This window comes from Stenotrophomonas sp. B2, assembly GCF_014947095.1.
Taxonomy (GTDB): domain Bacteria; phylum Pseudomonadota; class Gammaproteobacteria; order Xanthomonadales; family Xanthomonadaceae; genus Stenotrophomonas; species Stenotrophomonas maltophilia_P.
Genome location: NZ_JADCQA010000024.1, coordinates 1 through 11,538 on the forward strand (window position 1 = coordinate 1; position 11,538 = coordinate 11,538).

Genomic DNA, 11,538 nt, shown 5'->3' on the forward strand with positions numbered 1-11,538 from the left:
GGGTCCGGTTGCGGGGGCGTGAGCCGCATGGATGCGGCGACCGAGCTTACATGGACGTACTTGCAGCGTCCCCCGCAACCGGACCCACCCCGCCATTCCCCAGAAAGCCCGCTTCGGCTGTTGCTGTTGAGGTTGCCGGCCAGCGGCCGGCACTACCGCGGGTGCCGGGCGCAGCCCGGCCGGAACCCGCGCTTTTGCCGCATAATCAGCACATGACCGACGACCGCATCATCGGCGCCGGCGCCACCCGCGAGGATGACGCCGCCGACGCCAGCATCCGCCCCAAGCGACTGGCCGATTACCTGGGCCAGGCGCCGGTGCGCGAGCAGCTGGAGATCTACATCGAAGCGGCCAAGGCCCGCGGCGACGCGCTCGACCATGTGCTGATCTTCGGTCCGCCGGGGCTGGGCAAGACCACACTCAGCCACGTCATCGCCAACGAACTGGGGGTGGCGCTGCGGGTGACATCCGGTCCGGTGATCGAAAAGGCCGGTGATCTGGCCGCCCTGTTGACCAACCTGCAGCCACACGACGTACTGTTCGTGGACGAGATCCACCGCCTGTCGCCGGTGGTCGAGGAAGTGCTGTACCCGGCGATGGAGGATTTCCAGATCGACATCATGATCGGCGAGGGCCCTGCGGCCCGCTCGATCAAGATCGACCTGCCACCGTTCACGCTGATCGGGGCCACCACCCGCGCCGGCCTGCTGACCGCGCCGCTGCGCGACCGCTTCGGCATCGTCCAGCGGCTGGAGTTCTACAGTGTCGAGGAGTTGACCCGGATCGTACGCCGCTCGGCCACCATCCTGGGCATCGACTGCACCGCCGATGGCGCAGGGGAGATCGCGCGCCGTGCGCGTGGCACCCCGCGCATCGCCAACCGCCTGCTGCGGCGGGTGCGCGACTACGCCCAGGTGAAGGCGGGTGGCCACATCGACGTGGCGGTCGCCCAAGCGGCCATGCAGATGCTCAAGGTCGACCCGGAGGGCTTTGACGAGCTCGACCGGCGCCTGCTCAGGACCCTGGTGGACTACTTCGACGGCGGCCCGGTCGGTATCGAATCGTTGGCCGCCGCGCTGTCCGAAGAGCGCGGAACGCTGGAAGACGTGGTCGAACCCTACCTGATCCAGCAGGGCTTCCTGGTGCGCACCGCGCGCGGCCGCATGGCCACCCACAAGGCGTACCGGCACATGGGGCTGAAGCCGAAGAACCCGCCGCAGGACCTGTTCGCGGAGGTTCCCGATGTCGGTTGAGCCACTATTCAGTTGGCCGACACGCATTTACTGGGAAGATACGGACGCAGGCGGGGTGGTCTACCACGCCCGCTACGTGGCCTTCATGGAACGGGCCCGGACCGAATGGATGCGCGCGCTGGGCTATGGCCAGGAGCGCATGCGCAGTGAGCACGGCATGGTCTTCGCGGTACGTGCCATGCAGATGGACTTCATCCGGCCGGCGCGGCTGGATGACCTCCTGCAGGTGAGTGCCACGCTGGTCCAGCTGAAGAAGGCCAGCATGGTCTTCGATCAGCGGATCGAGCGCGACGGCGAACTGCTGCTGTCGGCGCAGGTCCGCATCGCCGCACTGGACGCGGCCAGTTTCCGCCCGCGTGGCATGGACGACGCCGTCCTTGCCGTGCTGCAACCCTACCTCCACCCCGAATCCGAACACTGAGGAACAACGGATGATCGCAACGCTCCTGGCCCTGCAGGCCACGGTCACCGAGGCACTGCCGGCTGACGTCAGCAACGCCGCGACCCAGACCCTTGCCCAGGCCACCACCGGCGGCGGCATCAACTACCTCGAACTGATGGCCAAGGCCAGCCTGCCGGTGAAGATCATCGTGCTGCTGCTGCTGGTCGGCTCGTTCGTCAGCTGGGTGATCATTTTCCGCAAGGCCCGCGTGTTCAAGCAGGCCACCCGCGAGGCGGACGAGTTCGAGAACCGCTTCTGGTCCGGCGCCGACCTGGGCAAGCTGTACAGCTCGGCCACCGACCGCAGCCGCAACGTGGGCGGCCTGGAGGCGATCTTCGAGGCGGGCTTCCGCGAGTTCACCCGCCTGCGCGACAAGCGCCGGCTGGATGGCCGTGCGCAGCTGGAAGGCGCGCAACGTGCGATGCGCACCACCTACACCCGCGAAGTCGATCAGCTCGAGCGCAATCTGGAACTGCTGGCCAACATCGGCTCGACCGCGCCTTACGTGGGCCTGGTCGGCACCGTGTTCGGCATCATGGTGACCATGCACGACATGATCAGCAGCGGCGCCCAGGCCGGCATCGCCTCGGTCGCCCCGGGCATCTCCGAAGCGCTGTTCGCCACCGCCATCGGCCTGTTCGTGGCAATCCCGGCGGTGTGGGCCTACAACCGCTTCACCACCCGTGTGGAGCGCATGTCGGTCCGTTTCGAGACCTTCGCCGACGAGTTCAGCTCCATCCTGCAGCGCCAGAGCGCTGGCGACGAGTAAGCGCCTGACCCGGGAGTCCAAGCCATGTCCGCTGCCATCGGTCGCCGCAAGCGCCGCAAGCTGAAATCGGAAATCAACGTCGTTCCCTATATCGACGTCATGCTGGTGCTGCTGATCATCTTCATGGTCACCGCGCCGCTGCTCACCCTGAGTTTCGACGTGGACCTGCCGAACTCCAATGCCAAGGCACTGGAGAGCAAGCAGGATCCGGTGATCGTTTCGGTGCGCCAGGACGGCCAGCTGAGCCTGAAGCTGCCCGACGCCAAGGAGCCCACGGCCGTGTCTGCCGAGGAGCTGGAAGGGCGCCTGGCCGGCATCGCCGCACAGGACAAGGGCCTGCGCGTGATCGTCGCCGCCGACCGTGCCGTGGCCTATGAGAAGGTCATTGCGGCGATGGACGTGATCAAGCGCGCGAAAGTGGACAAGGTAGGCCTGGCCACCGATGCACGCTGAGACCCTGCCGCCTCCGCGACAGCAGGAACCGGGCTGGGGCCTGCCCCTGGCGCTGGCCGTGCTGGTGCACCTGCTGGTCGCGCTGGTGTTCATCCTGGCGTGGCTGTGGTCGCCCACGCGCAATACCGATGCCGCTGCCGGTGATCCCTCGGTCGAGGCCAGCCTGGCGCTATCCGCGTCGGAGGCGGCCGCTGCGCGCCAGGCCCTGCGCCAGTCGGAGAAGCTGGAAGATCTGCCGCCGCCGGTTGCCGAGCCGATTCCGGTGCCCGAGGACACCATTCCACCGCCGCAGCCGATTCCCGAGCCACGTCCGCAGGATGCTCCCACGCCGCAGCAGCAACAGGCGCAGGAGCGTGTCGCCCAGCCCGATACGCAGGACCAGGAGGCGGTGAGCGCACTGGCCATCTCGCAGGAGAAGGCCCGGCAGGAACAGGAAGCCAAGCGCCGCCAGGAGCAGATCGACCTGACCGAGCGCAAGCGCCAGGAAGAAGCCGAGCAGAAGCTGCGCCTGGCCAAGCAGCAGGAAGAAGACGCCAAGAAGAAGCGTGCCGAGCAGGAGCGGCAGGCCGCCGACCAGGCCGAGGCCGAACGGCAGAAGAAGATCGCCGAGATCCGTGCCAGGCGCGAACAGGCGGAGAAGGAAGCCAAGCTGGCCGAGCAGAAGCTGCGCCAGGTCGCCGCCGCACGCAACGCCGCCGGCAGCGCGCCGGCCGGCAACACCGGTGCGGCACAGCCGGCCGCTGGGGGCGGTGGCAACAGCGATGATCTGTCGGCGAAGTACGCTGCCGCGATCCAGGCCAAGGTTCGCAGCGCCTGGACGCGTCCAGACAGTGTGCCGCTGGGCCAGCGCTGCCAGATCACCATTACCCAGATTCCGGGGGGGCAGGTGCTTCAGGCCAAGGTGGGCGCCAACTGCCCCTATGACGAAGCCGGCAGGCGTTCGATCGAGGCCGCAGTGCTCAATGCGCAGCCGTTGCCCTATCGCGGATTCGAATCGGTGTTTGCGCGCACGCTCAACCTGACCTTCACCGCGCAGGATTGATCGGCCGCGCGGGCCGGCCTGCGGGTCGCCCCGTCGCGCGGCAGCCGACCGATACGTTAATGGGGCGTGAGAGGACGGGCTGGAACTGACCCGGAATTCACGTACCCTTGGTTCATGATTGCGAAGCGGTTCACCGCCGCTTTGCTATCCCTCGTTCCGGTTTCCCCCTATTGAGCGCTCCATGAAGAAGATGCCTCGTTGGCTTGCCGTGTTTGCGGCCCTGTTGCTGCCCTTCGCTGCCGTCGCGCAGCAGAGGGGACTGGATATCGACATCATCGGCGGCAACGCGTCCGCGCTGCCGATCACCATCGTGCCGATGCCCTACCAGGGCTCGTCGGCCGCACCGCAGACCGATGTCGCCGGTGTGGTCCGCGCCGACCTGGAACGTTCGGGCCAGTTCCGCACCCTGCCCGAAGCGCAGATCGTGGAAAAGCCCGTCCGTGGCGGCGAGATCCAGTTCGCCACCTGGCGCGCGCTGAAGCAGAACTACATCGTGGTCGGCCGCGTGCTGGATGCCGGTGCCGGTGCCTACCGTGTCGAGTACGAACTGTTCGACGTGCCGAAGGGCGAGCGCCTGCTCGGCCTGGCGATGACCGCCCGCGGCAATGCCATGCGCGACGTCGCCCACCAGATGGCCGATGCCATCTACGAGAAGATCACTGGTGTCCGGGGTGCCTTCTGGACGCGCATCGCCTACGTGACCGCCAGCGGCAAGGGCGACGCCATGCGCTATGCGCTGATGGTGGCCGACTCCGATGGCTACAACCCGCAGACCATCGTGCGTTCGGCCGAGCCGCTGCTGTCGCCGTCGTGGAGTCCGGATGGTGGCAAGCTGGCCTATGTCAGTTTCGAGCGCGGCAACTCGGCCATCTACATCCAGAACATCGCCACCGGTGCCCGTGAGCTGGTCACCAGCTTCCGCGGCATCAACAGCGCGCCTGCGTTCTCGCCGGACGGCCGCAAGCTGGCCCTGACCCTGTCGCGCTCCGGCAACCCGGAAATCTACGTGATGGACCTGGGCAGCAAGCAGCTGACCCAGCTGACCAACCACTTCGCCATCGATACCGAGCCGACCTGGGCGCCGGACGGCAGCGCGGTGTACTTCACCTCCGACCGCGGCGGCCGTCCGCAGGTCTACAAGGTCGGTGCCGGCGGCGGCAGCGCCGAGCGCGTGACCTTCCAGGGCAACTACAACGCCAAGCCTTCGGTGTCCTATGACGGCAAGAAGATCGCCGTGGCCCAGGGCTCGGGCAACAGCTACAAGATCGCGATGATGGACAGCTCGCTGGGCTCGCCGCGCTGGAGCACCCTGTCCCCGGGTTCGCTGGATGAATCGCCGAGCTTTGCGCCCAACGCAAGCATGGTGCTGTACGCCGCCCGCGAAGGTGGCCGTGGTGTGTTGTATGCCGTTTCGGCCGATGCGCGGGTTCGCCAGCGCCTGGTTCTGGCCGATGGTGATGTGCGCGAGCCGGCATGGTCCCCATACCGTACCCAGCGCTAAAAGAGTGTTAATATTTTCGCTGTCTTGAACCCCTCATCGGCCTAGGAGCCACAAAGGTATCGCCATGAACAAGTCCACCCGTGTTCTGCTTGTTTCCCTGCTGTCTGTGGCCGTCCTGGCCGGTTGCTCGAAGAAGGTGAAGGAAGAGCCGGCAGCCCCGGTTGACACCGGCACCTCGACCACCACCCCGACCGGTCCGTCGACCTCCGGCCTGTACGGCCCGGGCGACCTGGATACCGATGCCTGCCTGCGCCAGCGCGTTGTCTACTTCGACCTGGACAAGGAAGACGTGAAGCCGGAATTCCAGGCCATCATGGCTTGCCACGCCAAGTACCTGCGTGACCGCCCGTCCTCGCGCATCACCCTGCAGGGCCACACCGACGAGCGTGGTTCGCGCGCGTACAACCAGGCCCTGGGCGAGCGTCGTGGCAACGGCGTCAGCTCGGCGCTGCAGGCCAACGGTGGCTCGGCTTCGCAGCTGACCGTCGTGTCCTACGGTGAAGAGCGTCCGGTCTGCACCGAGTCGAACGAGTCCTGCTGGTCGCAGAACCGTCGCGTCGAAATCGTCTACACCGCGCAGTAATCCATGCGCATTGGCATCAAACTGATGCTGGTCGTTGCGGCAGCCCTCGTGGCTGCCGCACCGGCGCATGCACAGCGACAGAGTCTGGCCGATCGTGTCGGCGCGCTCGAGCAGCAGATGTACAACAACAGTGCCAACCAGGACCTGTTGAACCAGATCAACCAGCTGCGGCAGCAGGTGACCAGCCTGCAGGCCTCGATCGAGCAGTTGCAGCACGACAACGCCCAGCTCAAGCAGTCCGCCCAGGATCAGTACCTGGACCTGGACAGCCGCCTGAACCGGTTGGAAGGGGGCAATGCCCCGGTCCTGCCCCCCGTTCCGGCGAACGCGCCGCAGGCCGCACCGGCCCCGGCCAAACCGGCAGCGGCGGCCACTTCCGAGCGGCCGCCGTCCATCCATGGCGATCCCGGCAGTCTGGCCGCCACGGGTGATGAGCGCACCGCCTACAACGTCGCCTTCGATTCGCTCAAGGCCGGCAAGTACGATGATTCGGCGCAGCTGTTCCTGAGCTTCCTGCAGTTGTATCCGAACGGCGTGTACGCGCCGAATGCACTGTACTGGCTGGGCGAGAGCTACTACGCCACCCGCAATTTCCCGATGGCCGAGACCCAGTTCCGCGAGCTGCTCTCACGCTATCCGACCCATGACAAGGCCGCGGGCGGCCTGCTCAAGGTCGGCCTCTCGCAGTATGGCGAGGGCAAGGTCGATCAGGCCCAGCAGACGCTGGAGACTGTCGTGGCGCAGTACCCCGGCTCGGACGCCGCGCGCACCGCGCAGGACCGCCTGCAGTCGATCCGCCTGGGCCAGCAGATCCGCTGACCGGGCGTACAATACGTGTCCCGTAGCGCCGAGCTCATGCTCGGCTGCTTTCGTTTCCGGATCGGCCAACCCACCCGGATCCGGTAGCGCCGGGCCATGCCCGGCGGCTCGCATCACCGGCTGGGCCATGCCCGTCCGGTTGCTGTTGTAGAGCCGAGCCATGCTCTGCTGCTTTCGTTACCGGCCACGGTAGCCCACCCGCCACGTGTCCCACAAAGAAGTTCCCGCCATGACCGCCGTTACCCCGTCCAACGCCGTCGCCACCCCCAGCGACATCGTGCAGTCGCCCCTGCCGCGCCTGAAGATCACCGAGATCTTCACGTCGCTGCAGGGCGAAGCCGATACCGCCGGCTGGCCGACCGTGTTCGTGCGCCTGACCGGCTGCCCGCTGCGCTGCCAGTACTGCGACACCGCCTACGCCTTCCACGGCGGCACCTGGTGGGATATCGACGACATCGTGGCCGAAGTGCTGGCCCAGGGCGTGCGTCACGTCTGCGTGACCGGCGGCGAGCCGTTGGCGCAGAAGCGCTGCCTGGTGCTGCTGCAGAAGCTGTGTGACGCCGGCCTGGACGTCTCGCTGGAAACGTCCGGTGCGCTGGACGTCAGCGCGGTGGACCCGCGCGTATCACGCGTGGTCGACATCAAGACCCCGGGTTCGGCCGAGGTGGCGCGCAACCGCTGGGAGAACCTGCCGCTGCTGACCGCACGCGACCAGATCAAGTTCGTCATCTGCAGCCGCGAGGACTACGACTGGGCCAAGGCCCTGCTGGCCGAGCACGAGCTGGTGAAGCGTTGCACGGTGTTCTTCTCGCCCAGCAAGGGGGAGATCACCGCGCGCCAGCTGGCCGACTGGATTGTTGAAGACCGGCTTCCGGTACGCTTCCAGATGCAGCTGCACAAGATTCTGTGGAACGATGAGCCGGGCCGCTGAGGCCGCCCTTGTTTCCTGATGCAACTCCGGCGCGGGACAGCGTGCTGGCTTTCCTCCCCCAACCGGAAGATTTTCCATGAAGAAGGCAGTCGTGCTTCTCTCCGGCGGCATGGATTCAGCCGCCGTCATCGCCATGGCCCAGGAACAGGGCTTTGCCGTGCATGCCCTGAGCGTACGCTATGGCCAGCGCCACACCTCCGAACTGGACGCCGCCGCACGCGTGGCCAAGGCCCAGGGCGTGGTCGCGCACAAGACCGTGGATGTGGACCTGCGCAGCATCGGCGGCTCGGCACTGACCGATGACATCGACGTGCCCGAGGCCGGCGGTGCCGGCATTCCGGTCACCTACGTGCCCGCACGCAACACCATCATGCTGTCGCTGGCCCTGGGCTGGGCCGAAGTGCTGGGCGCCAACGACATCTTCTGTGGCGTCAATGCCGTGGATTACTCCGGCTACCCGGACTGCCGCCCCGAATTCATCGCCGCCTTCCAGACCCTGGCCAACCTGGCGACGAAGTCCGGCGTGGAAGGCGCAGGCATCAAGGTGCACGCGCCGCTGCAGTTCCTGAGCAAGGGCCAGATCGTCAGCGAGGGCGTGCGCCTGGGCGTGGACTTCGGCCTGACCGTGTCCTGCTACAACGCCGATGCCAACGGTGCCGCGTGCGGCCACTGCGATGCCTGCCGCCTGCGTGCACAGGGCTTCGCCGACGCCGGCGTGGCCGACCCGACGCTGTACGCCTGAGGTGATGGGGGCTGATGCCCCAATGGTGGGTGCCAACCTTGGTTGGCACTGTGCGCCGGGCATGGCCCGGCGCTACCGCTGCTGCAACCAACCCGAAGCTTCGATGAAGGCCCGCACCGCCTTGGGATCGGCGTAGTCCAGCTCGATCATCCGCGCGATCCCCGCCTTCTCATCGGCCTGCCGGCGCATGTACTCCTGCGCGATGCGATAGCCGGCGTAGTAGCCCACGTCGCTCACGCCGAACGGATTGCGGGCACTGTTGTACAGCCAGTTGTCCAGGTCATCGCCGTCCATCTCGGCGATGAAACGGGTGCGTATCTCCGCTTCGTGCAACGGGCCGTAGTCATAGAGCGGCAGGGCAGGGCGCCTGCCGCTGATGCGCTCGGCGATGTACTCGGCCACACCCTCGCGTACCGCGTACTGCGCCAGATTGCCGGTGGTCTCGCGTTGCTGGGTGTGCACATACTCATGCAGGTTGTTCTGCGCGTTGTTCGCGCCGGGGCGGCTGTCATAGAAGATGCGCAGGCGGCTGCGCATCGGCTCCGGCAGTTCGCTGACATCCACGCGCGCGTCGCCCAGTGCCATCTCCGCACCGATCAGCACCTGGTCGCCCAGCGTGGTACCACCGGTACGCAGCACGCCCACCACATAGGTGATCGTGGCTGGGCGCAGGGAGGGGTAGAGCGTGCGGAAGGCCATGAGATCCTGTTCCAGCGTCGCGCTGGCACTGCGGGCGTTGGTTGTCAGTGGCCTTACCGAGTTCCAGAACCGCGGCCACGCGCGCATGGCATCGGCATACTCGCGCGCGGTGTAATTGCGGACCTGCATCAGCGCATGCAGGCCGGGACTGCCCGGGTCGACGTAGTGCTGCTGCACGAGCGCCACCCGGCGCTCGGCATCGGGTTCGGCGCGCACCGCATCGTAGGTGGCCCAGAAGCGGGCGATGTCGTCGCTACGCACCGGGGACGGCGCTGCCAGCGCGGCGCCGGGCAACAGCAGTGCGGAGATCAGGGGCAGGCAGCGGCGCATCCAGGCTCTCCAGTGGGGATCAGGGATGGGATGCGCGGTGCGGGCGGAAGGTTTAAGCCGGTTCACGCCGGCAGCCCGGGCGCTTGATTGCCAGGGCTGCGGGTATGGGGTTTCGCGTCGCGTGGCAAAGTGGGGTAGAATGCCCACCCCCGCCACGCGGCTGGGGCAGTGCACCGGGCCGTTAGCTCAGTCGGTAGAGCAGAAGACTTTTAATCTTTTGGTCGTAGGTTCGAATCCTACACGGCCCACCATTGCAACATAAGGGTTTCGGAGCGATCCGAAGCCCTTTTGTTTTTCCGCAATCGCCGATCTTTTCCGCAAAATCACTTCGTCGGCGTGACGCGATCGCCCTTGCGCTTTCGCGTGTAGGTCTCGGTCATGACCACGGACGAGTGGCCCAGCTGTCGCTGCGCCTGGCGAATGTCCGCCGCCGCGTCTGCCTTGTCAGTGCCGGCTTTGGCGCGCAGGTCCCGGAACTGGAATGCCGATTTGGCAATGCCTGCACGTGCGCGCGCTGCATCGAATCTGCTTCGCAGCTGGCCCTTGCTCAGTGGCTGTCCGTACTCGACGCGCCGCAGCTACCGCGCCGAGGTCGCCTCCTTCACTGAGCAAACCGTCAGCCATTCATCAGGAACGTTCAACAAACAGACGATTACCCAGAGCCTGTCTGTGGTCTCTGTCGAGCAGTAGTGAACCAATTTTCCGGCGTGAAACGCTGGCGTAACCCCGCTGGCCCGTGAGGGTCACCAACAGGAAGAGGAACTTGCAATGCTCAATCTCAAAATGCGCCTGGCCAACAAGCTCGAGTCCGTCGCGCTGCCGAACAAGCTGCAGCTGACCTTCGATGACCCGAGCGTCACATCGGGGCCGCAGATTGTTCTGACCGTGGACTATGAGGATGGTGCCACAATGCGCACCGGGCGGTACTACCGCATCAATGCTGCAGAAGAGGTGCCCGCGACGGAATCTGCGTGACGACTTGCTGGGATGTGGCACTGCTGCCCTGAAAACCTGGTGAAGCGCCGAAAGAACACATGCGGCCTTCGGCAGACCCGGGCCAATTGCAGCGGGCTGCGGCAATGCTGGTAGACGCAAGCGCATGTAGCCATCCTTCTGGATGGGCGTCGGCCGCGGCCAGACCGCGCCAACATTCAGTTTTACCCGGCCATTGTCGCCTGAGGCAGCGTGTAAGTGAACCCTTTCGTCAAAAAAGGCACCCCCCCGTAGGGTTATTGGAGGGGGTGAAACCTGCCACCATCCAATGTATCCGTGTGGCGGGTACTCGTCATAGCTTGCTATGGAAAAGACGGCCATGGCAGCTACTGTGGAGAAAGGTATGACCGTTGAGAGGGGTCGTTCCAGCGAGAACGGCTCGCGCCAAGGAGAGTGGGAGGCCGTCGGCGTTGATCACATCGGATGTCGCAGAACTTGTCCTATTTGTGAATGACAACTCTCACTAACCTCGAGACTTCTCATTCGCCCATCTCTTCCTTCTCATATTTCCGAAGGACGAGGATAACTACGATAAGGCTTACGCACTTCCCTATAAGGAAGCCAACAATCATGCCGTCGATGAAGTTCATATTTTCACAAAGGATTGATCGCATGCCATCAGTCTTTGATCGCATAATTCCAGCGGCGGGATGGACGTGAGCGGGGGCAGCCCTGTCCCGCGATAACTGCATTACTCGCATGCGCCGTGATACAACTTGGATGGGATCACGGGAGCGGCCCATTGGCCGCCCCCTCACAGACCTTGGTAGGGCGCCGATCAGAAGCGCACGGACCAGCGCGCCGTGGCGCCATGGTCACGGCTCTCGCTGCCGAACTGGCCGCTGTAGCCCAGCTCCAGCGACTGCCGCGGGGTCAGCCACGCGGACAGCCCCAGCTCGGCCACGACAGCGCTGTCGGCGATCGGCGCGGCGCTGACGGTGAACGCGCCGCCACCGTTGGCGAAGGCGAGGTTGGCCACCT

At 65.8% G+C, this 11,538-nt stretch carries 13 protein-coding genes, 1 tRNA gene and 1 pseudogene; 12 read left to right on the forward strand and 3 right to left on the reverse strand.

The window, feature by feature from the left end; translation table 11 throughout:
- Positions 1-212: 212 nt before the first annotated feature.
- The 10 genes from ruvB to queC all read left to right on the forward strand — a co-directional run bounded on the left by ruvB (position 213) and on the right by queC (position 8,535).
- Complete coding sequence (gene ruvB, locus IMX13_RS18555) at positions 213-1,253, forward strand: Holliday junction branch migration DNA helicase RuvB (protein ID WP_065174760.1); 1,041 nt, start codon at positions 213-215, stop codon at positions 1,251-1,253.
- Positions 1,243-1,674, forward strand: a complete 432-nt coding sequence (ybgC, locus tag IMX13_RS18560) for a tol-pal system-associated acyl-CoA thioesterase (RefSeq protein ID WP_053520250.1) — start codon at positions 1,243-1,245, stop codon at positions 1,672-1,674. Before ruvB ends, ybgC begins: the two co-directional genes overlap by 11 nt.
- 10 nt (positions 1,675-1,684) lie before the next feature.
- Positions 1,685-2,464, forward strand: a complete 780-nt coding sequence (gene tolQ, locus IMX13_RS18565; protein WP_053520249.1) for a protein TolQ — start codon at positions 1,685-1,687, stop codon at positions 2,462-2,464.
- A 24-nt stretch (positions 2,465-2,488) separates the two neighbouring features.
- A complete protein-coding gene (tolR, locus tag IMX13_RS18570) occupies positions 2,489-2,917 on the forward strand; it encodes a protein TolR (protein WP_053520248.1) in 429 nt (142 codons plus the stop codon).
- On the forward strand, positions 2,907-3,959 hold the full coding sequence (gene tolA, locus IMX13_RS18575; RefSeq protein WP_053520247.1) for a cell envelope integrity protein TolA: 1,053 nt from the start codon (positions 2,907-2,909) through the stop codon (positions 3,957-3,959). The genes tolR and tolA overlap by 11 nt, the downstream gene beginning before the upstream one ends.
- Before the next feature lie 181 nt (positions 3,960-4,140).
- A complete protein-coding gene (tolB, locus tag IMX13_RS18580; protein WP_053520246.1) occupies positions 4,141-5,460 on the forward strand; it encodes a Tol-Pal system beta propeller repeat protein TolB in 1,320 nt (439 codons plus the stop codon).
- 64 nt (positions 5,461-5,524) lie between these two features.
- Positions 5,525-6,043, forward strand: a complete 519-nt coding sequence (pal, locus tag IMX13_RS18585; RefSeq protein WP_005418510.1) for a peptidoglycan-associated lipoprotein Pal — start codon at positions 5,525-5,527, stop codon at positions 6,041-6,043.
- A 3-nt stretch (positions 6,044-6,046) separates the two neighbouring features.
- On the forward strand, positions 6,047-6,862 hold the full coding sequence (gene ybgF, locus IMX13_RS18590; protein WP_053520245.1) for a tol-pal system protein YbgF: 816 nt from the start codon (positions 6,047-6,049) through the stop codon (positions 6,860-6,862).
- A gap of 229 nt (positions 6,863-7,091) precedes the next feature.
- Positions 7,092-7,793: a 7-carboxy-7-deazaguanine synthase QueE gene (gene queE, locus IMX13_RS18595; protein WP_053520244.1), complete on the forward strand. Its 702-nt coding sequence runs from the start codon at positions 7,092-7,094 to the stop codon at positions 7,791-7,793.
- Between the two features lie 76 nt (positions 7,794-7,869).
- Complete coding sequence (gene queC / locus IMX13_RS18600; protein ID WP_053520243.1) at positions 7,870-8,535, forward strand: 7-cyano-7-deazaguanine synthase QueC; 666 nt, start codon at positions 7,870-7,872, stop codon at positions 8,533-8,535.
- 72 nt (positions 8,536-8,607) lie between these two features.
- Here queC and IMX13_RS18605 read toward each other — a convergent pair whose 3' ends face one another.
- A complete protein-coding gene (locus tag IMX13_RS18605; protein WP_193396949.1) occupies positions 8,608-9,564 on the reverse strand; it encodes a DUF2268 domain-containing putative Zn-dependent protease in 957 nt (318 codons plus the stop codon).
- A 175-nt stretch (positions 9,565-9,739) separates the two neighbouring features.
- Here IMX13_RS18605 and IMX13_RS18610 point away from each other — a divergent pair.
- Positions 9,740-9,815: transfer RNA gene (locus IMX13_RS18610), tRNA-Lys, on the forward strand.
- 72 nt (positions 9,816-9,887) lie between these two features.
- Here the strand turns inward: IMX13_RS18610 and IMX13_RS18615 are convergent.
- A pseudogene (locus tag IMX13_RS18615) lies at positions 9,888-10,118 on the reverse strand (tyrosine-type recombinase/integrase); the annotation flags it as partial.
- Positions 10,119-10,332: 214 nt separating this feature from the next.
- Between IMX13_RS18615 and IMX13_RS18620 the strand changes: the two are divergent.
- Complete coding sequence (locus IMX13_RS18620) at positions 10,333-10,539, forward strand: hypothetical protein (RefSeq protein WP_111186383.1); 207 nt, start codon at positions 10,333-10,335, stop codon at positions 10,537-10,539.
- A 796-nt stretch (positions 10,540-11,335) separates the two neighbouring features.
- On the opposite strand, the gene IMX13_RS18625 is transcribed toward IMX13_RS18620, so the two are convergent.
- On the reverse strand, positions 11,336-11,538 hold a 203-nt coding region (locus IMX13_RS18625), incomplete at its 5' end, for a hypothetical protein (protein ID WP_193395947.1).

Excerpts from the sequence above, each read along its gene's own strand:
- ruvB (WP_065174760.1), top strand. The coding sequence starts at position 213 with ATGACCGACGACCGCATCATCGGCGCCGGCGCCACCCGCGAGGATGAC.
- ybgC (WP_053520250.1), top strand. The coding sequence starts at position 1,243 with ATGTCGGTTGAGCCACTATTCAGTTGGCCGACACGCATTTACTGGGAA.
- tolQ (WP_053520249.1), top strand. The coding sequence starts at position 1,685 with ATGATCGCAACGCTCCTGGCCCTGCAGGCCACGGTCACCGAGGCACTG.
- tolR (WP_053520248.1), top strand. The coding sequence starts at position 2,489 with ATGTCCGCTGCCATCGGTCGCCGCAAGCGCCGCAAGCTGAAATCGGAA.
- tolA (WP_053520247.1), top strand. The coding sequence starts at position 2,907 with ATGCACGCTGAGACCCTGCCGCCTCCGCGACAGCAGGAACCGGGCTGG.
- tolB (WP_053520246.1), top strand. The coding sequence starts at position 4,141 with ATGAAGAAGATGCCTCGTTGGCTTGCCGTGTTTGCGGCCCTGTTGCTG.
- pal (WP_005418510.1), top strand. The coding sequence starts at position 5,525 with ATGAACAAGTCCACCCGTGTTCTGCTTGTTTCCCTGCTGTCTGTGGCC.
- ybgF (WP_053520245.1), top strand. The coding sequence starts at position 6,047 with ATGCGCATTGGCATCAAACTGATGCTGGTCGTTGCGGCAGCCCTCGTG.
- queE (WP_053520244.1), top strand. The coding sequence starts at position 7,092 with ATGACCGCCGTTACCCCGTCCAACGCCGTCGCCACCCCCAGCGACATC.
- queC (WP_053520243.1), top strand. The coding sequence starts at position 7,870 with ATGAAGAAGGCAGTCGTGCTTCTCTCCGGCGGCATGGATTCAGCCGCC.
- IMX13_RS18605 (WP_193396949.1), bottom strand. The coding sequence starts at position 9,564 with ATGCGCCGCTGCCTGCCCCTGATCTCCGCACTGCTGTTGCCCGGCGCC.
- IMX13_RS18620 (WP_111186383.1), top strand. The coding sequence starts at position 10,333 with ATGCTCAATCTCAAAATGCGCCTGGCCAACAAGCTCGAGTCCGTCGCG.